General features: G+C 58.8%; 28 protein-coding genes and 1 pseudogene. 14 read left to right on the top strand and 15 right to left on the bottom strand.

Features of this window, described 5'->3' with window-relative positions; all coding sequences use genetic code 11:
• Together AAHG03_RS09000 and AAHG03_RS08995 are read right to left on the bottom strand one after the other, a co-directional pair.
• Positions 1–88: pseudogene (locus tag AAHG03_RS09000) on the bottom strand (IS5/IS1182 family transposase); the annotation flags it as partial.
• Between the two features lie 71 nt (positions 89–159).
• Complete coding sequence (locus tag AAHG03_RS08995) at positions 160–1317, bottom strand: 2OG-Fe(II) oxygenase (protein ID WP_342150278.1); 1158 nt, start codon at positions 1315–1317, stop codon at positions 160–162.
• A 233-nt stretch (positions 1318–1550) separates the two neighbouring features.
• Between AAHG03_RS08995 and AAHG03_RS08990 the strand changes: the two genes are divergently transcribed.
• Together AAHG03_RS08990 and AAHG03_RS08985 are read left to right on the top strand one after the other, a co-directional pair.
• Positions 1551–3083, top strand: a complete 1533-nt coding sequence (locus AAHG03_RS08990; protein WP_342150276.1) for an acyl-CoA carboxylase subunit beta — start codon at positions 1551–1553, stop codon at positions 3081–3083.
• An 88-nt stretch (positions 3084–3171) separates the two neighbouring features.
• Entirely contained in the window at positions 3172–3363 is a 192-nt protein-coding gene (locus AAHG03_RS08985) for a hypothetical protein (protein ID WP_342150275.1), read from the top strand.
• A gap of 15 nt (positions 3364–3378) precedes the next feature.
• Here the strand turns inward: AAHG03_RS08985 and AAHG03_RS08980 are convergent, their stop codons facing one another.
• The 4 genes from AAHG03_RS08980 to AAHG03_RS08965 form a co-directional block, all read right to left on the bottom strand.
• The gene (locus AAHG03_RS08980; RefSeq protein WP_342150274.1) at positions 3379–3591 is read right to left on the bottom strand and encodes a hypothetical protein; all 213 of its coding nucleotides are present in this window, start codon (positions 3589–3591) and stop codon (positions 3379–3381) included.
• 470 nt (positions 3592–4061) lie between these two features.
• Entirely contained in the window at positions 4062–4346 is a 285-nt protein-coding gene (locus tag AAHG03_RS08975; protein ID WP_342150273.1) for a hypothetical protein, read from the bottom strand.
• Between the two features lie 409 nt (positions 4347–4755).
• A complete protein-coding gene (locus AAHG03_RS08970; RefSeq protein ID WP_342150271.1) occupies positions 4756–5244 on the bottom strand; it encodes a hypothetical protein in 489 nt (162 codons plus the stop codon).
• Between the two features lie 161 nt (positions 5245–5405).
• Positions 5406–5837, bottom strand: a complete 432-nt coding sequence (locus AAHG03_RS08965) for a hypothetical protein (protein WP_342150270.1) — start codon at positions 5835–5837, stop codon at positions 5406–5408.
• 3 nt (positions 5838–5840) lie between these two features.
• On the opposite strand from AAHG03_RS08965, the gene AAHG03_RS08960 reads away from it, so the two are divergent.
• The gene (locus tag AAHG03_RS08960; protein WP_342150269.1) at positions 5841–6221 is read left to right on the top strand and encodes a hypothetical protein; all 381 of its coding nucleotides are present in this window, start codon (positions 5841–5843) and stop codon (positions 6219–6221) included.
• Positions 6222–6294: 73 nt separating this feature from the next.
• Here the strand turns inward: AAHG03_RS08960 and AAHG03_RS08955 are convergent, their stop codons facing one another.
• The 3 genes from AAHG03_RS08955 to AAHG03_RS08945 form a co-directional block, all read right to left on the bottom strand.
• Positions 6295–6774: a hypothetical protein gene (locus AAHG03_RS08955; protein WP_342150268.1), complete on the bottom strand. Its 480-nt coding sequence runs from the start codon at positions 6772–6774 to the stop codon at positions 6295–6297.
• Positions 6775–6990: 216 nt separating this feature from the next.
• Positions 6991–7146: a hypothetical protein gene (locus AAHG03_RS08950; protein WP_342150267.1), complete on the bottom strand. Its 156-nt coding sequence runs from the start codon at positions 7144–7146 to the stop codon at positions 6991–6993.
• An 833-nt stretch (positions 7147–7979) separates the two neighbouring features.
• Positions 7980–8540, bottom strand: coding sequence for a GIY-YIG nuclease family protein (locus tag AAHG03_RS08945; protein WP_342150266.1), 561 nt, complete (start codon positions 8538–8540; stop codon positions 7980–7982).
• Positions 8541–8847: 307 nt separating this feature from the next.
• Here AAHG03_RS08945 and AAHG03_RS08940 point away from each other — a divergent pair, with 307 nt between their 5' ends.
• The 4 genes from AAHG03_RS08940 to AAHG03_RS08925 are packed head-to-tail and all read left to right on the top strand — an operon-like array spanning position 8848 to position 10707.
• Positions 8848–9189, top strand: coding sequence for a hypothetical protein (locus AAHG03_RS08940; protein WP_342150265.1), 342 nt, complete (start codon positions 8848–8850; stop codon positions 9187–9189).
• Positions 9189–9923, top strand: a complete 735-nt coding sequence (locus AAHG03_RS08935; RefSeq protein ID WP_342150264.1) for a helix-turn-helix domain-containing protein — start codon at positions 9189–9191, stop codon at positions 9921–9923. Before AAHG03_RS08940 ends, AAHG03_RS08935 begins: the two co-directional genes overlap by 1 nt.
• Positions 9920–10534, top strand: coding sequence for a hypothetical protein (locus AAHG03_RS08930; RefSeq protein WP_342150263.1), 615 nt, complete (start codon positions 9920–9922; stop codon positions 10532–10534). Before AAHG03_RS08935 ends, AAHG03_RS08930 begins: the two co-directional genes overlap by 4 nt.
• Positions 10531–10707, top strand: a complete 177-nt coding sequence (locus AAHG03_RS08925) for a hypothetical protein (protein WP_342150262.1) — start codon at positions 10531–10533, stop codon at positions 10705–10707. Before AAHG03_RS08930 ends, AAHG03_RS08925 begins: the two co-directional genes overlap by 4 nt.
• Positions 10708–10731: 24 nt before the next feature.
• On the opposite strand, the gene AAHG03_RS08920 is transcribed toward AAHG03_RS08925, so the two are convergent.
• Positions 10732–11646: a hypothetical protein gene (locus tag AAHG03_RS08920; protein WP_342150260.1), complete on the bottom strand. Its 915-nt coding sequence runs from the start codon at positions 11644–11646 to the stop codon at positions 10732–10734.
• 184 nt (positions 11647–11830) lie between these two features.
• Between AAHG03_RS08920 and AAHG03_RS08915 the strand changes: the two genes are divergently transcribed.
• Complete coding sequence (locus AAHG03_RS08915) at positions 11831–12787, top strand: DUF4238 domain-containing protein (RefSeq protein WP_342150259.1); 957 nt, start codon at positions 11831–11833, stop codon at positions 12785–12787.
• Positions 12788–12795: 8 nt separating this feature from the next.
• On the opposite strand, the gene AAHG03_RS08910 is transcribed toward AAHG03_RS08915, so the two are convergent.
• From AAHG03_RS08910 to AAHG03_RS08895, 4 genes are read right to left on the bottom strand one after another with little or no spacing between them, the layout of a single operon-like run.
• Positions 12796–13041, bottom strand: coding sequence for a hypothetical protein (locus AAHG03_RS08910; RefSeq protein WP_342150258.1), 246 nt, complete (start codon positions 13039–13041; stop codon positions 12796–12798).
• A complete protein-coding gene (locus AAHG03_RS08905; protein WP_342150257.1) occupies positions 13038–13310 on the bottom strand; it encodes a hypothetical protein in 273 nt (90 codons plus the stop codon). Before AAHG03_RS08905 ends, AAHG03_RS08910 begins: the two co-directional genes overlap by 4 nt.
• Positions 13310–13927 carry a phage replication initiation protein, NGO0469 family gene (locus AAHG03_RS08900; RefSeq protein ID WP_342150256.1) on the bottom strand — a complete coding sequence of 206 codons (618 nt, stop codon included), beginning with the start codon at positions 13925–13927 and terminating at the stop codon, positions 13310–13312. Before AAHG03_RS08900 ends, AAHG03_RS08905 begins: the two co-directional genes overlap by 1 nt.
• A gap of 18 nt (positions 13928–13945) precedes the next feature.
• Complete coding sequence (locus tag AAHG03_RS08895) at positions 13946–14095, bottom strand: hypothetical protein (RefSeq protein WP_342150255.1); 150 nt, start codon at positions 14093–14095, stop codon at positions 13946–13948.
• A gap of 147 nt (positions 14096–14242) precedes the next feature.
• Between AAHG03_RS08895 and AAHG03_RS08890 the strand changes: the two genes are divergently transcribed.
• From AAHG03_RS08890 to AAHG03_RS08880, 3 genes are read left to right on the top strand one after another with little or no spacing between them, the layout of a single operon-like run.
• A complete protein-coding gene (locus tag AAHG03_RS08890) occupies positions 14243–14407 on the top strand; it encodes a hypothetical protein (RefSeq protein ID WP_342150254.1) in 165 nt (54 codons plus the stop codon).
• A gap of 14 nt (positions 14408–14421) precedes the next feature.
• Complete coding sequence (locus AAHG03_RS08885) at positions 14422–14871, top strand: hypothetical protein (protein ID WP_342150253.1); 450 nt, start codon at positions 14422–14424, stop codon at positions 14869–14871.
• Complete coding sequence (locus tag AAHG03_RS08880; protein ID WP_342150252.1) at positions 14871–15305, top strand: hypothetical protein; 435 nt, start codon at positions 14871–14873, stop codon at positions 15303–15305. The genes AAHG03_RS08885 and AAHG03_RS08880 overlap by 1 nt, the downstream gene beginning before the upstream one ends.
• A 108-nt stretch (positions 15306–15413) precedes the next feature.
• Here AAHG03_RS08880 and AAHG03_RS08875 read toward each other — a convergent pair whose 3' ends face one another.
• On the bottom strand, positions 15414–16493 hold the full coding sequence (locus AAHG03_RS08875; RefSeq protein WP_342150251.1) for a hypothetical protein: 1080 nt from the start codon (positions 16491–16493) through the stop codon (positions 15414–15416).
• Positions 16494–16643: 150 nt separating this feature from the next.
• Between AAHG03_RS08875 and AAHG03_RS08870 the strand changes: the two genes are divergently transcribed.
• The 3 genes from AAHG03_RS08870 (at position 16644) to AAHG03_RS08860 (ending at position 19109) form a co-directional block, all read left to right on the top strand.
• Complete coding sequence (locus AAHG03_RS08870) at positions 16644–16829, top strand: hypothetical protein (RefSeq protein ID WP_342150250.1); 186 nt, start codon at positions 16644–16646, stop codon at positions 16827–16829.
• 332 nt (positions 16830–17161) lie between these two features.
• Positions 17162–18349: a RelA/SpoT domain-containing protein gene (locus AAHG03_RS08865; protein ID WP_342150248.1), complete on the top strand. Its 1188-nt coding sequence runs from the start codon at positions 17162–17164 to the stop codon at positions 18347–18349.
• A 13-nt stretch (positions 18350–18362) separates the two neighbouring features.
• A complete protein-coding gene (locus tag AAHG03_RS08860; RefSeq protein ID WP_342150247.1) occupies positions 18363–19109 on the top strand; it encodes a DUF4145 domain-containing protein in 747 nt (248 codons plus the stop codon).
• Positions 19110–19114: the final 5 nt, after the last annotated feature.

Below are 19114 nucleotides of genomic sequence, written 5' to 3'. Positions count from 1 at the left end.
CGTCCGCCCGTTCTTTGCCACGCACGTCCGTCGGCAGAACCGGCTCGATCGCTGCCCACTCCGCGTCCGTCAGATCAAACCGTGCCATTCACGATCCTCCATGGCTGGAGGACCAACGATCAGCGTGGGCAACCGTGCCAATCGTTATGAGTTCGCGGCCTAGGCCGCCGGCGCGCTCGCATTCGCCCGATACCCGCTCCCCTCGTTCAGATACCCGGCATTCGCCTCGCGCATCTTCGCCGCCGCCTCGTCGTAGAGGAACGGCAGGAAGGCGAAGCGGCGGCCCGCCGTCACCCGCGAGACCGCGTGCAGCAGCGCGCAGGGGAAGATCACCGCGCCGCCGGGCGGGGCCTTGAAGCTGCGCCGGCCGTATTCCGGGAAGCTGACCTCGCCGCCCTCGAACTCTGCGTTGAGGTTGATCGAGACGGCGAAGCGCCGGTGCGCCGTGCCGCGGGTGGTGTTGTCGCGGTGGGCGCGGAAATGGCCGCCGTCCTCGGCCGCGTAGCAGGAGACGATGTAGCGCTCCATCCGCGTCGCGTCGAAGTGGAATATCTTTTTGATTTCACTCGCGACGCGCCGCCGGATGCGGGCCTGGATCGCACCGACGAGGGCTGGGTCCTCCACCGTCACGTCGCGGCGGCGCTTGTGCGCGTGGTCGTGGACCAGCGTGGTCTTGCCGTCGACCTCGCGCATGAAGCCGGATTCCTCGCCGCCCTGGCGCTCGTAGAGGCCGATCAGGTCGCGGCAGAGGGCGGGCTCGAACACGTTCGGCAGCACGAGGATCGGCGGCGGCACCTCGAAGCCGGCGTACCGGTCCGGCGGCGGCAGGCGGGCGAGTTCGGCGAAAAGCGTCTCGCGGTCGCTGCCGTCGCGGGCGAAGGGAATGCGGGCCAGCACCCGCAACGTCGGATCGAGCACGAGCCAGAACGGCCGGATTTCCACCGCGGAACCCGCCTGCGCCTCCCGCGGGACGGCGCCGTAGAGGCGCGACACCTGCCAGTCGAAATCGAGGAAGTGGCGCAGGCCCGGCAACTCGTCGCGGATGCGACCCTCGCTGCGGTCGCTCGGATCGAGGCTGACGCCGAAGAACGAGACGCGCTCGTCGTCGAACAGCGCCCGGTTGCGGGCGATGCCGGCGAGCGCCGCCTGGCCCGCCTCGCTCCCGGCCGAGCCGTAGAAGCCCAGCACGATGTAGCGGCCCGCGGCCGTGTCGAACGTGTAGCGCGGGTTGCCGGTGCTGGCTTGCGCGAACCACGGCGCCGGATCGCCCGGCGACAGCACGACGTAGGATATCTGGGGCTCGGCGGACGCGCTCATCGATGGCTCTCTTCGACGCTCGATGCACCACCCTCGGGCGAATGCGCCGGAATCATCGCACGCCCCGCCCGTGCGCGCCAAGCAGAGCGGGCATCGGGCGCGCGAGCCACCCGAAAGCCCCGTTTCCGCCGACAGGACCGCGTGCTAAGGGCGATTCAGCGAGGCAAGGTCAAGCTCATCGGCTTCATCTTGCATTCAAAAGACAAATCGCCCGCAGGGAGGCCCTCAGGACCATGAAGGACATTCTCGAGAAGCTTGAGGAACGTCGCGCCCAGGCCCGCCTCGGTGGCGGTGAGAAGCGGCTCGAGGCCCAGCACAAGCGCGGCAAGCTCACCGCGCGCGAGCGCATCGAACTCCTGCTCGACCACGGGTCGTTCGAGGAGTTCGATATGTTCGTGCAGCACCGCTCCACCGATTTCGGCATGGAGAAGCAGAAGATCTCCGGCGACGGCGTCGTCACCGGCTGGGGCACCGTCAACGGCCGCACCGTGTTCCTGTTCTCGAAGGACTTCACCGTCTTCGGCGGCTCGCTCTCGGAAGCGCACGCGGCCAAGATGGTCAAGGTGCAGGACATGGCGCTCAAGATGCGCGCCCCGATCATCGGCATCTTCGACGCCGGCGGCGCCCGCATCCAGGAGGGCGTGGCCGCGCTCGGCGGCTACGGCGAGGTCTTCCGCCGAAACGTGATGGCGTCCGGCGTCATCCCGCAGATCTCGGTCATCATGGGCCCGTGCGCGGGCGGCGACGTGTACTCGCCGGCCATGACCGACTTCATCTTCATGGTGCGCGACACGAGCTATATGTTCGTCACCGGCCCGGACGTGGTGAAGACCGTCACCAACGAGGTCGTGACGGCGGAGGAACTCGGCGGCGCCAAGGTCCACACCTCGAAATCCTCCATCGCCGACGGCTCGTTCGAGAACGACGTCGAGGCGATCCTGCAGATCCGCCGCCTGCTCGATTTCCTGCCCGCCAACAACATCGAGGGCGTGCCGGAGATCGAGAGCTTCGACGACGTCGAGCGCCTCGACAAGTCGCTCGACACCCTGATCCCGGACAACCCGAACAAGCCCTACGACATGGGCGAGCTGATCCGCCGCGTGGTGGACGAGGGCGATTTCTTCGAGATCCAGGCGGCCTACGCCCGCAACATCATCACCGGCTTCGGCCGCATCGAGGGGCGGACCGTCGGGTTCGTGGCCAACCAGCCGCTGGTGCTGGCCGGTGTGCTCGATTCGGACGCCTCCCGCAAGGCCGCCCGCTTCGTGCGCTTCTGCGATTCGTTCTCGATCCCGATCGTCACCTTCGTCGACGTGCCGGGCTTCCTGCCGGGCACCGCGCAGGAATACGGCGGCCTGATCAAGCACGGCGCCAAGCTCTTGTTCGCTTACACTCAGGCGACGGTGCCGCTCGTCACCATCATCACCCGAAAGGCCTTCGGCGGCGCCTACGACGTCATGGCGTCGAAGCACGTCGGCGCCGACCTCAACTACGCGTGGCCCACCGCGCAGATCGCCGTGATGGGCGCCAAGGGCGCGGTCGAGATCATCTTCCGCAGTGAACTCGGCGATCAGGAGAAGATCGCCGAGCGCACCAAGGAGTACGAGGACCGCTTCCTCTCGCCGTTCGTGGCGGCCGAGCGCGGCTACATCGACGAGGTGATCATGCCCCACTCCACCCGCAAGCGCATCGCGCGGGCGCTGGGCATGCTGCGCACCAAGGAGATGGAGCAGCCCTGGAAGAAGCACGACAACATCCCGCTGTAAGCGGGCTGTTCGACGGAAGCCCGGCCGAGTGCCGGGCTTCGCGCTTCTGCATTGTGCGCCCTCCCCTGCGTAAGCAAGAGCAGCCGTGGTGACGATGGGTTTCCAGCACGGTCGCGAAGCGGAGCCGCGGCGTCTCGACATCGAGGCGTCAATGCTGGCGGTCGCCGAGGCCGATCTAGAAGCCGGCCGTGTGATCGCTGACGCCGATGTCGATGCGTGGCTCGAAGCCTGGGCCCGCGGCGAGGATGTGGTCCTGCCGGAGGCCGGGCCTGACCGCTGAACGCGTCTTGGTGCCCTATTCCGGCACCGCCGCCACGCACAGCCGCACCGCCGCGTCGAGTTCCAGATCGCGCGGGTCGCCGATATTCACCGTCTCCTCCAGGCAGCGGATGAAGTAGTCGCGGTCGAGCCGCGGTGACAGCGACGAGAACGACTTGGCAAGGCGATTGGCGAGGTCGATTCGTTCCTGGCTCGATGCGCGGCGATAGGTGCTGAGCTTGTCGGTCACCGACAGCCGCGCCTCCGCGACCCCCGTTAGGCCTCCGAGCAGACCGCAGGCCATGATCAAGGCAGCTGCCCGGTACAGGCGATGGCGTGCAAGCGACGAAGGGGCGGCACGGCGGAGCGTCATCGGCGATCCCTGAGGAACGGTCGGCGGGAAGACCCCACTGTCCCCGCGGGCTCGATGCCCGGTCAATGGCATTCGGTCAGGCAAAAGTACCCGATCGGTGCGGACCGCCCGAAAGCCGAGCGCATGCCGGCGATTGCAGGGATGATTTTTCGAGAAGAGGGCGTGGTGGGCGCGACAGGGATCGAACCTGTGACCCTTCGCGTGTGAAGCAAGGCGGTCCGGCGGAAACGTAGCCCTGCCAACGATTTAGCAGGGCACGGGGTGGCAAGTGGGGGCACCGCGAATCAGAGGGAGGCAGGCGGTAACTTGCCAGTCACTTGCCAGCGTTCCGGTGTCCGTGCGGCCGATTAGACTTTGGACAGCGGCGAGCCGCCGGTTGCTGCGACGACGCGTGAAACTACCGTCAGTTCGTCGCCAACGATTCCATCGGCATCAGCAGTCTCATGGTGAAGGCTACGGAAAACGAATTGGCCGTCATCCTGCCGTTCCATAATGCCCCACTCGACATCACCCCGTTCGCGGTGGACACGAATCGAGAGCTTGTCGTCTTGGACACGGTAAGTCCCAACATCAAACCCGTCTTTATCGCGGTGCAGGCGTCCTCCGCGGCGCATGCTCGGTGGTTCAGTCATGATGGCCTCCAAATCCGTGGGGGGCGCCGTATGACGATTTCCTGTTTGCGCCGCAAGACAGTGCTGACCAAAATTTTTCGCGCCGGATGACAGGCTCTGGCGCTAACCTCCATGGCCGCTCTGGGCACTCACGATGGCCGACGCGCTGTCGGAAGGAGTGGGGGGCGCGACGACGCCCCGGCCAATCACCGCACCTTAAGCCACTTACGGACCAGCTTTTCGCCATCGGCTTGTACAGTTAGGTGGTCACCTTGATGTCGGTCATACACACGGACAGGAACCGCCACACCAGCCATTCGGACGCGCAACACTTCAAAGTCCGCCGCGTTTCGCTCAACGGCATGACCTTGCTGGACACACCAAGCGGCGAATGTGTCCAACTTGCTCCTGTGCAAAAGATTGCGGGCCGTCATCGCGCCGCGCTTTCGTCGGCGCGGGGTTCCTGGCTTTGGTGGCCCGCAAGGGCCTGCCGTGCCTGAAAGTAATCGTTTAGCAAATCAGAAAACTTACGCTGAAAATCTTCGCGGCAAAGGTTTGCTCGCCATTCAAAATTCCCAGCCTCGTCGGCCAACCTCGCAAAAAACGTCTGGTTAATCTCGTGTGACCAGTCGACCGTCGTTCGAGTGCCTGCCAGAATTTCTTCCAACTCGTTCACCCGAACTGCGTTGGACCAAGCGTCACGAATGATTCTCTCATTTGCAAACTGTTCTGCAGACCTAACATAATCCGTTTCTAGACGTCCGTTTGGCGTGTTATGGTGTTCAACACGTTCCGCTCGAACGATAGCAACGAACTTTCCGTTCGCGCCGTTCACCTGAAGGTGGTCAGTGGTTCCATAGAACCCTTGCTGTACCCACGGCCCCTCGGTAGCCCCACGGTATTTCTCAGGCAGTTTCACTCATTTCTTCCTCATTGGGTTTCTTGCTGGCCGCTATTTCGGCAAGCCGCAATTTTTCATCTGTTTCCGGCAAAAGACTTAGTGGTATACGGCGGTTTTCCGTTGGCTCTCCGTACTTCCCGCTACCTTTCTTTCTTCCGGAATTTGGTCGTTGTCCCCCTTTAGGCACTCGGCTTTACCTCCACTTTGTCAAAAATCTCACGCGGCATGCCCCAGCCATCCAGCGTCCACCGCTGATAGGAAACCGGCTCGCCAATAGCGTCGGCAATGACCTGTGCCGTGCTTTGCGCTTCTTTCTCGGTTTCCATGTAGCTGTCGGTGAACAGGCGGCTGGTGCAGAACTTTTCTGCGCTTTCCGGCAGGTCGTCACTTTCAATACGATAACGAAACTCTGACGGCTCGCTGTAATCCAGCGGGTTGTTGGGGTGATCGGCGCCAAGGGAATAAGTCGATTGCATTACCTTCTCTTTCTTTATGCATTTGATTCTTGCGCAGGAATAAAGACCTGTCAACTGATTTACGCTCAAAAATAGCTTTTCTTTCACAAAGCGCCATGCTTTAGTTTCTTTGTCCCTTCCCTTTTCCCGGAGCATGCCATGGGCACCCGAATCGAACCCACAGACGATACCGCTGCTTTCCTCGACCACTTCAAGGCATTGCCGTTCGACCAGAAGAAAGCCGTTCTCGCGGCCTGCAAGGCGGACATGGATGAGGCGGTTAAAGCCCGGCTGGCTGATATTGAAGCCGAAAAGGCGGAACTGCTGGCCCTAACGGGTCGGCCTGAAGCGAGCGCGCCCAGTCACGCTGGCGAGCGCAAGCGCCGAACCGGCAAGACCCCTTCCGGTAAGGTCTATAAGTCCAAGAAGGACTCGAACCTGACCTGCGGCACAGGCGGACGCCCGGCGGCATGGTTGGTGGAAGAAATGGCGGAAATGAACCTGCCGAAAGAGGCCTTTCTTGTGGATGCTGAAGCGTGATAAGATAAAGTTCCAACCAAGAAAGATCATCTCAGACGATATGGAAAAGGCCCCTCGCGGGGCCTTCTCTGTTTCAGTAGCGGTAGACGGGCCGGGTGTAGTAGCCCGCCTCTGGCACGTTCGGGTCTGGCCGGAACATCTCCTCCACCCTCATCGCCGGGCGGGGTTTCGGCTTAGGTTTCGGTGCCGCCACCTGCCGGACCACGTTCGTCTGCACCGGCACGCACTTCTCCACGGTCTTTTCCACCAGCTTGTCCGTGGTGGGCAACGGGACGTACTCCTTGACCGTCTGCACGACCGGCACTTCCTTGGGCACCTCGCGCACCACTTCCTTGATCACAGGAACCTCTTTCACGACCTCCCGGACCACTGGCACTTCCCGTGTTTCCACGCGCACCGGTGCGGCCGAGGACAGCAACCAGGTGAGCAGGGAGCCGGACAGGGCGGAGGCTATGACCGTGGCGGCGTAGCGGGCGCTAGGCGGCACGATGCGGGGCGGCTCCTCCGGCTCCTCGGCGTGCTGCATAGGCCGGTATTCAATGCGGTCGTTCATGGCGGTCCTCCATCCCGGCCATTGGGCAGGGAAAAGGACGGCGACGGCAGATGGTGTGTGGGGGCGTTGAGAGGCGGGAGAGGCGACCGCGCGCAGCGTCGGTCCAATGGCAGCCCCTTTGCCCGGAACGGAAAAGGGTCAAGGCCGGAGAGCGCCAGCGTGCCTTGAGGCTTTGGAGAGCCGTGCTACAAAAAGTCCCGCCGAAGCGGGAAGGGATCAGTGGCTGAGCCTTTCGATCAGCAGCGGTCTGACGGCGCGAAAGACCGCAAAGGTAAGGATGATGCCGAACAACATCATCATGTACGCCATCCACGCTGGAACCTCGTCCTCGAACAGGTGCGCCAGCAGACTTTTCCAGAAACCCTTCCACATCGGTTCCTCCAAAAGAAAAGGCCCGCCGAAGCGAGCCAATGGGTTAGGGTTTCGGACTGGTTGGGCGCGTTAGCCTGCGCCGGGCAGACGGATCACCTCGCTTTCTGAGATACGAAAAGATACCAGAGTTCGCGCATGCGTTCCCGTGTGTGCACAACCTCCTCGGTTCCGTCATCAAAGTAGGCAACGGTAATGCCGCCTATCTTTTTACCGTCCTCGTCGTTTTCCAACGATTCCGAGTCGCAGTAGAGGACTTTTGGCAAGCCAAACTCCTTTCAGAACCGGATGGCCTCGCGGCGCATTAGGCGGTCATAGTGCTGCTCCCAAACCATACGCCACGCTTCCTCATAGCTGAGGAACTTAACCAGCCCGGCCGGGCCGTGGAGCTTGGGCCGGTACGGGTGGAAAGGTTCGACCTCTATCCAGAAGCCGGACAGGCTTTGAACCGGCGGCCTTACGGGCGGGGTTACGGGAACTCCTTGCCCTGCCGCTGCGTCACCGCCGCTTGGGTGAGCCGGGTGAGTTCGAGGCTGAGCTGACCGCAGGCGGCGGAGCAGGTTGAACATGGGCAGGCGTCTCCGATCTCGGAGACAGGGTAGTGAGGCGGCGCCACGGGAGCAGTGTCGATCTCGGGGCGTGTGAGTGCAGTTGAGAAATTCGGTGGCGGCCAGGATGCTTTCCGGCGACGTTCACCGCGTAAGGTCATAACAGTGTCTCCGGGCAGAAAATCTGCACCGGTAGCGTCACCTAAACATAAGTATACGTCAAAGTATTTAGCAGTGTAATACGGTGCTTTCGAAGGCGTTTGGGTGCGCTTCCTTTCTTGGATGGCATTAAGGTTTCAGCTTTTTGCTTATGCTGTCTAATTGGTCGCGCAAAGAGGCGACCTGTTCCATCAATTCGTCAAGTTTGTCCCATGGCTCATCTGTTGGCTGCTGAACATACTCTTCGGCATTTTGCTGCCATCGGGCGCCTTGCTTATTCAAGCGAGGTTCCAAGACCTCGATGAGAATACCTTCGATCTCCGACAAAGCCTCAGAGTACTTCAGCGACGTAGTTGCATCAGGATTTTGCCGTTCGGATAACTCGCCCGCTTCAGTCACAGCTCTAAAACCGAACCAAGAAAAATAGCTCCATCGGTCACGCAGGTGATCGTTCTGGTGGTTTTTAAGCCGAGCGAAAAGCCTCGCTGTGCCTACTCCAGCTTGTCCAGTGTATACTGGTATAAAACCTTCTTCGTATAGCACGTAGATGCCGATCTGATCACGAAAATCAATGACTGCGGAACTTTTCAGTGTGGCTAACTTGCCGTCCAGACTTCCTGCCCGACCTGGTGCGCCCCAGTTCACGCTCTCGCGTGCCCACCGCAGCCCATAGTTTTTGATAATCGGCATAAATTTGCTCGCCCAAGCAGTCTCCTAGATTTCTAGCCGTCAAGCTGGGGCACTGCAATGGCGCCGTTCAAATACACTTTCAAAGGTTTCCTAAAGTGTTTGACTGCAAACTCCCCCGAATGCATCATCTTTTAACGGGCGCAGTCTCATGCCTGCGCCCCTCCAAAACATTTGCTGCATGAGTGGAGTATATAAATGAAAGTATGAGCGTATGGGTCTTCCATATGAAAATGCGACGAGCGGTGCATCCGCACGCGCTGAAGCTACAAAGATTTTGCGCCGGTTCGGCTGTGACCAAATCGGCTTCATGGATGATTTCGCCACCCACACCATCATGCTCCAGTTCCGGTGGCGCGGGCACCCGGTGGAGTTCCGCGTGTCGGCTGGCGGGTGGGCCGCGCTCTACCTCAAGGCCAATCCTTGGAATAGCCGACGCCGCGGCACTGCGGCTCAGTGGGAGCGAGCAGCCCTCGATAAAGGGCTACTCGCCGCGGACTCGATCATACGCGATTGGGTGAAGGGCAACGTGACGGCCGTGGAGTCCGGCGCACTGTCGTTCGGGCACGTTTTCGCCGCGTACCTGCTGGACGACAACGGAAGGCCGTTGATCGGCACTGAGGCGGTGAGGCTGCTGGAGGCGAAGGCGTAATGGCCCCCTCCCCCTTCTTCTCGTGGCAGCACACCATCATCCGGTCTCAGCTGGAGCCGACGACCCGGCTCATCTGCCTGACCATCGGCACCCACATGGCCGCCGATGGCTCCGGCTGCTTCCCTTCCTACGCCACCATCGCTGAGGAGACTGGGCTGAGCCGGTCCACGGTCATCCTCCACGTCCAGAAGGCCGCCGATGCGGGGTATCTGACGATCACCAGCCGGGACCGCGAGAACGGCAGCCACACCAGCAACCTCTACCAGCCGGCAATGCCGGTGGGTGGTCCGGTAAACGGACCAGGGGTAGTCCGGGAGCCGGACCAGGGTAGTCCGGGAGCCGGACTAGGGGTGGTCCGGCAGCCGGACCCCCATAACAGACCATCTGAACAGACCAAGGAACAATACCCCCTAACCCCCAAGGGGGAGGCGTGGTGTTTCGATGAGAAATTCCAAGCCTTCGTGACGGAGTTCAAGAAGGTCGCGCCACCCCACCGCGTCGATCCCGACGAAGCCTTCCGCCTTTGGAGCCGGAAGGGTGGCTGCCACCTCTACGCCGACCAGATCATCCAGGCCGTCAAAGCCTTCGCCGCCACCACGGCCTGGAAGAAAGACGGGGGGCAGTACATTCCCGCCATGTCCAAGTTCCTGAAGGACGGCATCTGGCGCAACCCGCCTGCCCTCATCGACTACAAAAACCACGACTTTTTTGCCCATAGAAAGAAAACATCATGACGGCCCCAATGTCCTCAGAGGAAAAGATCAACGACCTCTTTATCGCCCTCACGGAACGGTACGGTGCCCTAGAACTCAAGCCCGGTCAGCAGCTCGCTGTCGTCGCCGAATCCTGGGCCGCTTCGGTCGGTCAGTACGGGATGCGGGACATCTCCATGGTCCTGAGCGTCTGGGTGCGGACTTCCAAGTTCGCCCGGTGGCCGCAGGAGGCGGAAGTGCTCGAACTGCTGCGCCAGAATGGCTGCGAGCGGGAGCGCGACCAGAGGGATGCTACCCCGGAGGAATGGCGACATGCGGAGCTGAACGGCGGCATTTGGTACTGCCACCAGCTGTTCCGGGAGCCGCTGCGTGACGGCTGGCTGCGGATGGACGTGTCCGCCTGCATCGACGCGATGCTAAAGCGGTTCCACTCCTCCAAGGCGCCGAACACGCACACCCGGCTGCTGGCGCGGGCGTGGAAGGCCGGCGCGATGCAGCCGGCGGCGTGGGACCTCCACTGCGCGGACTGGTTCGCCAAGGCGAAGGATCGGACCCGGAAGTACTACGCCGACATTGCCCGGATCGGGGCGCGGAAGGTCCACGCCGACATGGCAGCGCGGGGTGGGGCATGAGTGCGGCCACCGAAACCGCGCTCCGCCTCCTGCGCGCTGAGGTGCAGCGCCTTGCTGGTCACCGGACCGACCGCGTGTTCCTCGTTCAGAAGCTCGATGCGCTGGAAGCCTGGCTGAAGGAGCTGGAGCGGCAGCACGCGACTAAGAAATTAAACCTACGATCAGGTGGATGATACAATATGTTGAGGTGCGAATCTCTAGTCGCACCCCTTACAGTGCATGCTCAGAGAATTAGCATCTTCTGCGATAAGAGATCTGATTGGCTTAAGCGTTTCAGTCCAGTAACCTGAAGCAATGATCGACCATTCATTGGCTTCATCATTGCTAGATTTCTGCTTATCGTGAGACATAGGTGTCAGAAACTTGCCATTCTCGATCAAGGGGAAACCAATGTTTAGACAACCCATGCCGTTTTTCTGCCGCCAGAATCCCTGAAAAGTTGCTATAGGATATGATCCACCCATAAAGATTGGCTCTAATTGCGCCACTCCGTCTTGCCAGCTATACTTAATAACGAGCCGCCCACCGACAGCAACTACATCTTTGACGGGAACGCCTCGCTTGGGATCTGAAAACGTTTCGGCGGTCCCACCGCTCCATGCATATCGTAGCCTATCAATTCTAGCGCGAAAATAATCCGAGTACTCTTTTACTATTTTCGCTTGTGACTCTTGGAGATGATCTTCCATGCGCTGTCCGATTTTGGACCTATCGATGCATTTCGACGTAAAATCCGTACTGTCAACAGATTTGGTTTCCCCATCCAGGGTTGGCCGAAAATGGCTCGACAGGATAGAGGCCAGGGCTACCGCCGCGAGCAAAAGACCAGCGAATGCAGCAAGAAGTGCAAGCATAAGCTCTCGCTTCGCTTTATTTCTTATCTGCTCTAAGACAATATTTTCTCTTTGCTTCGCTGACAATCCTTTCAAGTCCACCCTGACCCACTCTGCCAAGGTCTCAACAGTTCGCAGCCGATCAGTCTCAGGTGTTGTTTCGATAATTTTTATCGCGCTTCGCGAGCGCGCGCGATACACCATCAAAGCAATGGCAAGCGCGAAAGCTACGAGGCTTAGACCTGTAGTTATTGATTGAGCGGACTGAAATATGGTCACAGCGAACCCTACCAGAGCGTGCGTGCTTCCTCTGGTATCGCGGATCGACTTCTTCCGCCAGTCTCTCAGACATCTCCCCTGGAAATTGGTTTGAGGTGGCTCTAAAGTCGCGTTCGTGTCCGCTTATGTCATCGGATACGGTCCTAGTAGCAGGGGCTGCATACGATGAGCTAGATATGTTGTCATGCCTACAAAACAAGTATCTATCAGACATCATTACGTCCCGGTATTTTACCTAAAACGTTGGCTTCTTGGGGGTGACAGGATCGTGGAGTTCAGCCGTCCATATGGCGACAAGGTAAAACCGCGGCGAACCCATCCTTCCGGCACCGGATATGTGGACCGGCTCTACGAATTGCGTGGTCTGCCACCCGAACTCGCGCAGCAGGTTGAAGAAAACATCTTCCGCCCGGTCGATACGCGCGCCGCCGATGTGCTGGAAGATCTCCACGCCGGACATGGGCCGCGGGATGCGCGGGACCGTATGGCCTGGACACAATTCTTGGTATCGATGCTCATGCGCAATCCGGAAGAGCTGCGCAGCATGAAAGACGCATACGCGCGACACTGGCGGCTTTCGAACAAAAAATATGAACGCAAATACCAGATGCAGCGCAGGGAGTCCGATCCGCCTACCTTTGCTAAATACCTAGCTGCAACCCCTGAAGTCATCGTCGAGCTTCAGGCGATGAAAGCCTTTGTTTCTTCCCTGTCAGCAGAGCGCACTTCCAAGCACATTTTCCGCATGAAGTGGGGCCACTTTGAAATGCCCTTCACCGCACCAGCGCTCCTTACCTCTGATCGACCACTGGTTACTGAAGGGTTTGCCAAGGAAGACAGCTACCTTATTGTGCCGATTGGACCAAAACGCATCTTTTATGCGGTCAACACGCATGCAACAGCCGACCGCCTTATGATGCTGACACCGAATGAGCTAGTCCAGCGTGTCAATCTCGCGGTGACGGCCCGCGCCAACAAATTCGTTTATGGGGCAACTGATCACGCCATCGACTTTGTACAGAAGCATATGTCTGCTGATCCTGCCTTGCCGATGTCTGAGAAGTTCGGCACGAACCACAAAGTGCGGAAAGTACGTCGGCGAGATATGGAGATGATCGAGAAGATGCTCAGCGAGACCTGAGCGCGCGATTATCTGGAAACGAGCTGCACCGTTACCACGTCGCCGGTGATCTCGCTGGCGAAGGTCCGCCCAAGGAGACGGCCATAATGGCCACAAAGCGTCGATAGGATATTGGCCTTCCTGGTCTTTTCCTCCCGGCTCATGCCGGTGCAGTCGATCTCGAAGCAGTCACCAACTTCTTTCATGTCCCGGAATGGATAGATGGGGCGCCGGCCGCGCCCCTTGATCAGTTGTTTCTTTGTAACTGCGATCATCGTCCTGTTTTCATATCGTTGTTGTCCTGGCTGATCGGGGTGATCACCGCGGTGTAGACGTGGCGCATCTCGGCTCGGCACTGGTGCCCTGCGAGGTAGAGGAGCGGGCCGGCAACGGCGTACTGTCGGCGCGCGAAATCCTCCTCGGCCGCCCGAAACGCCTGGAAGGCTTCCGCCTCGGCATTCTTGGCCTGCACCCAAACCTGTTGAGCGGCATTGCGCCGCTCAAGGGCTTTGGTCAGGGCCTGTTCGGTCTCAGGCGTCAGCATCAGAAGGGGATATCGTCATCGAACGGCGCGTCAGTGCTGATATTCATCGGCGACCCGCCTACACCCTCCGTCCCCATGGGGTGCGTCGCTGCGACATACTCAGGCGACTTCCTGATCAACTCTTTCAGTTTATCCGACAGGCCGTCAAAAACGTGCGGCTCGAATTCGCCCGGTGCCAGCGAGAAATACAAGCTCGGGTTAACTTGCTCGGGGGTCGTCATGCCCGCCATTAGCTTCGTAATTCCATTGACGTTCATGTAATCGCCATCCTCGGTAAGTGTGAGGATGCACGGTTTGCCCAACATGTTGCGGAGGTCGAAGTTTTCGAACTCGTCGTCCGTGAACGCTTTCGACCGCCACGCCTCCATGAATTTGCGGAGGTTGCCCTTTTGGTGGGAGCTGAGCGTAAACCGCTCGGCCTGCGACATCGGTTTGCCATCATCCATTTCACAGCCTTCGCCGTGCAACTCCCACCGCATGAGGATTTTCCGACGCTTCGTAACTTTCCCCTTATGCGTGCCTTCCTGAGTGCCAAGATCAATGATGGCGAACAGAATTGCAGGGTGCGGTCCTGCCGGTGGTTGCTGGAATCCTCCGGAAGATTTGAGTGGTTTCATACATTATTTCCTCCTGTTTTATTGGCCGTAGACCGCCGCCATGGCGTCGATCTCGGCATCAGTCATGTCCGGGCAGCGACGGTCCATATCCAGGTCCGCGATCATGCTCCGGTAGTCGTCGGGGCTTGGTCCGTTGTCGTCACCAAGCTGAATGTTCTGGTCTCCCATGTCGTTTCTCTTTCCTTGGTGGAAAGATAATGCTGGAGTCGAACTGACCCGTCAACAAATAAAAGTGAAATAAATATGAAATAATATATTGACGCCTGACGGAACCTGTCTCAACCTGCACTTACAACCAAGGAAAGAGACAACAACATGGACCTCATTACTTCTCACGCCACTCACCCGGCGACTGAGCAAACGAACGACGTTCATCCGGGCGTGGTGCTAACCGGCGCTGCCATCATCAGCGCGGCGCTCTACGGCATCGGCGTGGCTGGCTATAACCTCGTCGGCCTGCTGCTGGCGTATTCTGTGTAATGGGAGGCAGGAATGTGAGCATTACGATTACGGAAGGGGATGTTGGGCGTGAGGTACTACTGCGAGATGGACGCAGCGTAAAGATCGAAGGTTTTGATGCCAGCACTATTACACCCTATATTTTTGATGGACCTGGTGATTTGTCTTGGACGCAGCACGGGAAAGTCATGGATTTGTGTCAGCCGTTTGATGGTGACATTGTAGCTTTTGCCGATGAACCTACCGCCCCGGCGCTGACGGAAAACCGAGTGCGTGAGATCGTCCGCGAGATGATGCAGTCGCAGCCGGAGAAGAAAGAGCCACAGAGCGGCGAGTGCTGGATGAACGTCTATGAGTATGAAAATTCAACTGTACACCCAAGCCGAAACGCCGCTGACGTCTTTGTTGACAAGGATCAGAAACGCATCGCCTGTGTAAAGGTCGATTGGACAGAAGGCCAGGGACTGAAGGGGGAGAGTCGCTGATGTTCTCCCTCTCCGATCTGTTCCCACCATGCTTCCGCTGGAAGCGTGAGCCAAAATCAGAGAACCTGCACTCGGCCACAGGCGGAGGTGCAATCTGCTACCCGGTGGCGCGTCGCTCCCACATGTCCACCCGCAGCGCGGAGTACTACCTGCGGCCGGAGCACCTGGACGGCCAAGTGTCCGTCCTGATCCGGAAGTTCGCACGCGGCGAGCGCGTCTCTTCCCTCAGTGCCCATGCCGAGCTGACGGCGGCCGGCAACATGTCGGTCCAGGCCGGTCGCGTCCTCCTCGCGGCGGAGACCGCCCTGCGGCGCTCTGGCATCACGGTCCGGTCCGAGTGGGTGGCGACGGGGACAGGGAAGCGCATCAAGGTCCGCTGGCTGTGCCGGGACGGCCTCAGGAAGCTGGCTGATCTGGCAGCTGCAGGTGTGTGATGGTCTGGCTCCTACTCGGCCTCGCCTGGCTGACCGTCAGCGTCGGCATTTTAGGCTGGATGGGTGCTATGTGCCTGCTGTCCATCCTACCACTCTTGGCCGCGTGCATTACGGCTTGAAAAAGTCTTTCGAGTTGATGGTAGCATCGACCTTCACGGAGAACCGGTTGAATAGCTTTACCAGTAGGCTCTCTCGGGGTCGGAATTTGATGCTAGAGCGTGCGGTGGTGCCCTTGGCCGTAACGGTCAACGCATGCTCTCCCTCGGCGACGTACCCTCGGTCGGCCAGGGCTTCAATGATGTCGGGAATGTTGGTCATGTTCGGAACCAATTCCGAGTCCCCAAGGGGGTGACCAAGTTCTGGCGCTTTCTTGACCGTTGTAACGATCTCATTACGCTGTGTAATGCCGTGTTCGACCGAACCAAGCACGATCTGGTCCGGCGACGGGAAAAAATACTGGTAGATGTCGAGCTGCTTCAGCCGCTCCTGCACGTCTTCGATCCGACCACCTGAGGCCATCAACTCCCAATCCGCTTCCTTGAACTCGTACAAAGGCAGCGGGCAAACTCCATGTTGTCGATCAATCGCCAGGTTATCAATTTCCATCAAAGCAGCAAAAGAGACGACTGGATTTTTCGGATCGACTTGCAGGGAATTGAGGATCGTCGGCCAGTCCAAGTGCGCAAATTGCTGCAGAACGTCAACGATTTGAGACAAAGCAGGCAGGGCCACGTTTGCAAAAACGTGTGCCGCTGGGGTTAACAACTCCTCCATTTGCTTCTCAGCTCGGGCCTTCCCTTTCTTCGACTGATTGATTCTGCTTAGCCTTTCCATCTTGCGAACAAAGGAGGCTATGTCCACACGAGCATCATCGACATTTTTGAACACTTGCCGCGACATAACTCCAAGATCAAATACGATCGGTCGTGCAACAAGAACTTTTGAGTCCGGCATAGCGGCCTGGACATCTACCTGCATCAAAGCAGCTACGCGCGGATTTGGCTCCGCAGAAAATACTAAAACGCGAGAATTTTTGTCATCTACGGCGATTGCCTGAACAGGGTGATCTAACCCCGAAACGCCCTGTATCGAACGATGCTCACGGAGTTCTGCACCCAAGGCTTGACTGAGGGAAGCCCAGATTCGGCCTTTGTCGTTGGGGGGTATCGCGTCTGCATCCCGTGCCACACACCACCTCCGTTCGCGCTTTGTGCTTTATATCGTGCAAGGTCATAAGAATCCAAGGTTGCCAAAGGCTGACCGTTGACTCTGTCCCCGCAGTCCTATGTTCCTGTTTCGTTCCAGAGCTGGAGGCGAATCATGGTGACGGCGGAGCAGATGGCGGCAGTGGCCGCCATGACCGACGAGGACGTGACCGCCATCGCCTACCTTGAGGCGGCAGAGGGGGACAGTGAGCAGGCCCTACGCTGGGCCGTCACCGATCTCCTGCGCACGGAGAAGGCGCTCGAACAGGTCCGCTGCGCCGTCTCCTACGGCTACGTCCGCGCTGCCGTCGCCGAATGACCGACCGGCCGACGTGCCTGGCGCAGTACCCCTATGTGGTCGTTCGTGTGGCCTGTAACCTCTGCCCGCAGCGGAAGGGCGCCTACCGCCTCGCCCGGCTGGCCGAGAAGCTGGGGGCGGAGACACCGCTGCATCTCGTGCTGGAGCGGATCGCCTTCGACTGCCCGTACCCGGCGCCACACAGGGCCAGGGGCAACCAGTACCATCCTCGCTGCCACGCACGGTTTGTGGATTTGGACGGTGCAACGACCCCGCCGGACTTGCCACCAGCAATGGCAGGGTTGAGAATCATAACCGGCGGGAAATCGTAACAGGGATACGGACCAACAAGGATGCCGAACTTCGAGCCTTTCGCTTACTCCATCGATGATGTGCGCGAAGCGAGCCAGGTGATCGGCGGCGACCTTACGTGGACGCCTGAAACCGAAGACCGCATTCGGCGGGCCTTCACCGTCGCAAACCACTGGCGCGATTCTCACGCCCACCCGATGAAGAGCATGCACGGCTCCATGCGCGCGCACATCCGCATTCAGGAGCTGAACGGGTTCACCGCAGCCCGAGTGAAGCGGATGAACGCCATCCGGGGCAAACTCCGCCGGATGTCCGGTCGGCGACGCCCCCTCACCTTAGGAGATTTCCAAGACCTCGGTGGCTGTCGCGCAATCATGCACACGATGGGCGAAGCCGAGAGGCTGATCGCTGCCATCAAGGGACGCTTCCGCCATCATCTCTGGGCGGAAGACGATTACATCCACGACGCTAGGGCGACCGGATACCGCTGCCATCACCTCAAATTCGAGTACGTCGGTCGTGGTGACACCACCGTGTTCAACGGGCGCCGGATCGAGCTGCAAATCCGGACCGACCTTCAGCACTCCTGGGCAACGGCGGTCGAAGCGATCGGCATGTTCCTCGGCGACGAGCTGAAGTCGGGGAAGGGAAGCGCGGAGTGGCTGCGCCTCCTTGCGCTTGTGTCGGCTGAGTTCGCTGAAGCGGAAGGCTGCGATCCGGCAAAGGGCATGCCGGGACGGGTGGAACGCATCCGGGAGCTGAAGGAGTTGAACGCTGAACTTGGAGCCGTGAAAGTGCTCGACAACCTTAGCACAGCTGTTTTCTGGTCTCAGGATGCCGTCGGCTACGATCAAAAGCCATCTTACTATTTGCTTCGTTACGACAACGAGTCGAAACAGGTTTTTGTCACTCCACATTATAAATCGAGGTACGCCTTCACGAGCTATGAAGCCGCCGAGAAACCAGATAACATCAGCGGACTCGAAAAATCGAACGTCGTGCTCGTTGAAGCTGACAAGATGGATAATCTTACGAAGGCGTATCCGAATTACTTTGGAGACGTGCAGCTATTTAAGATGCAGCTGAATGCACTAGTCCATGACGAAGCGGTGAGTGAGTTCAAAGTCGCATTGCAGAAGCGGGCTATACCCACGCCAAGGGAGCGAATTGACCCAGACTGGATGCGACGGCAGGGTAGAGGATTGTGGACTGAGCCGAAGCGCAAATAGAAGGAATCGAGAGTTGCGTCGTGATTTATGGGGTGACAAGTTTCTTCAGTCCAGCGTGCCAGGCTTCCCATGTCCACGTTGTACCCATGGGACCGTGCGCGTAGTTCAAGGATCATTGCAAGTTGTTGAAACTTTGCACTCTAAAATATGGATGCGAGATGAAAATTCTGACTGGGATCATAGAGATCAAAAGTTCTGTCTTTTACTTCAGTGCGACGATACAACTTGCGGCGAAATCGTAACTGTAACTGGGCAAGTTGAATATGATCAAATTCAAGATGATGAGTATGGTTGGCAGCTTTCAGACTTCTTAGCACCAAAGTCTATGTATCCTGCTCCACCCATGATTCAGATCCCTAAAAAATCCCCAGATGCCGTAAAGAAAGAACTTAAACTAGCCTTCCAGATCTATTGGGCAGACCCAGGAGCGAGTGCTGGACGCCTCAGAACCAGTGCTGAGCGGTTGCTGGATCACTTTAAGATCAAAAAAACTCAGGTCGTTAATGGAAAGCGTGTGCCGTTCAGTCTCAACAATCGAATCAACGCGTTTGAGTCGGTAAAGCCGGGATTCAAGGGTAGCCTTCATGCACTACGCATCATTGGCAACCTTGGAACCCACCAAGGTGCGAACAGTGAACCATTGTTAGATGCATTTGCCGTCTATGAGGACGCGCTGAAGGAAATATTCGGCGAGGGGAAAAGCCACATCGCAAAGCTTGTGAAGAAAATAACAAAGACAAAAGGCGTTTACAAATATTAGCAGTC

Origin of the sequence: Methylorubrum subtropicum, from assembly GCF_038442325.1 — a bacterium.
Taxonomy (GTDB): domain Bacteria; phylum Pseudomonadota; class Alphaproteobacteria; order Rhizobiales; family Beijerinckiaceae; genus Methylobacterium; species Methylobacterium subtropicum.
This window is presented reverse-complemented; position numbering and strand designations above follow the sequence as displayed.

Bases quoted from the DNA above. Each gene is read 5' to 3' on its own strand.
- AAHG03_RS08995 (WP_342150278.1), bottom strand. From the start codon at position 1,317: ATGAGCGCGTCCGCCGAGCCCCAGATATCCTACGTCGTGCTGTCGCCG.
- AAHG03_RS08990 (WP_342150276.1), top strand. From the start codon at position 1,551: ATGAAGGACATTCTCGAGAAGCTTGAGGAACGTCGCGCCCAGGCCCGC.
- AAHG03_RS08975 (WP_342150273.1), bottom strand. From the start codon at position 4,346: ATGACTGAACCACCGAGCATGCGCCGCGGAGGACGCCTGCACCGCGAT.
- AAHG03_RS08965 (WP_342150270.1), bottom strand. From the start codon at position 5,837: ATGCTCCGGGAAAAGGGAAGGGACAAAGAAACTAAAGCATGGCGCTTT.
- AAHG03_RS08960 (WP_342150269.1), top strand. From the start codon at position 5,841: ATGGGCACCCGAATCGAACCCACAGACGATACCGCTGCTTTCCTCGAC.
- AAHG03_RS08955 (WP_342150268.1), bottom strand. From the start codon at position 6,774: ATGAACGACCGCATTGAATACCGGCCTATGCAGCACGCCGAGGAGCCG.
- AAHG03_RS08950 (WP_342150267.1), bottom strand. From the start codon at position 7,146: ATGTGGAAGGGTTTCTGGAAAAGTCTGCTGGCGCACCTGTTCGAGGAC.
- AAHG03_RS08945 (WP_342150266.1), bottom strand. From the start codon at position 8,540: ATGCCGATTATCAAAAACTATGGGCTGCGGTGGGCACGCGAGAGCGTG.
- AAHG03_RS08940 (WP_342150265.1), top strand. From the start codon at position 8,848: ATGGATGATTTCGCCACCCACACCATCATGCTCCAGTTCCGGTGGCGC.
- AAHG03_RS08935 (WP_342150264.1), top strand. From the start codon at position 9,189: ATGGCCCCCTCCCCCTTCTTCTCGTGGCAGCACACCATCATCCGGTCT.
- AAHG03_RS08930 (WP_342150263.1), top strand. From the start codon at position 9,920: ATGACGGCCCCAATGTCCTCAGAGGAAAAGATCAACGACCTCTTTATC.
- AAHG03_RS08925 (WP_342150262.1), top strand. From the start codon at position 10,531: ATGAGTGCGGCCACCGAAACCGCGCTCCGCCTCCTGCGCGCTGAGGTG.
- AAHG03_RS08915 (WP_342150259.1), top strand. From the start codon at position 11,831: ATGCCTACAAAACAAGTATCTATCAGACATCATTACGTCCCGGTATTT.
- AAHG03_RS08910 (WP_342150258.1), bottom strand. From the start codon at position 13,041: ATGATCGCAGTTACAAAGAAACAACTGATCAAGGGGCGCGGCCGGCGC.
- AAHG03_RS08905 (WP_342150257.1), bottom strand. From the start codon at position 13,310: ATGCTGACGCCTGAGACCGAACAGGCCCTGACCAAAGCCCTTGAGCGG.
- AAHG03_RS08900 (WP_342150256.1), bottom strand. From the start codon at position 13,927: ATGAAACCACTCAAATCTTCCGGAGGATTCCAGCAACCACCGGCAGGA.
- AAHG03_RS08895 (WP_342150255.1), bottom strand. From the start codon at position 14,095: ATGGGAGACCAGAACATTCAGCTTGGTGACGACAACGGACCAAGCCCC.
- AAHG03_RS08890 (WP_342150254.1), top strand. From the start codon at position 14,243: ATGGACCTCATTACTTCTCACGCCACTCACCCGGCGACTGAGCAAACG.
- AAHG03_RS08880 (WP_342150252.1), top strand. From the start codon at position 14,871: ATGTTCTCCCTCTCCGATCTGTTCCCACCATGCTTCCGCTGGAAGCGT.
- AAHG03_RS08870 (WP_342150250.1), top strand. From the start codon at position 16,644: ATGGCGGCAGTGGCCGCCATGACCGACGAGGACGTGACCGCCATCGCC.
- AAHG03_RS08865 (WP_342150248.1), top strand. From the start codon at position 17,162: ATGCCGAACTTCGAGCCTTTCGCTTACTCCATCGATGATGTGCGCGAA.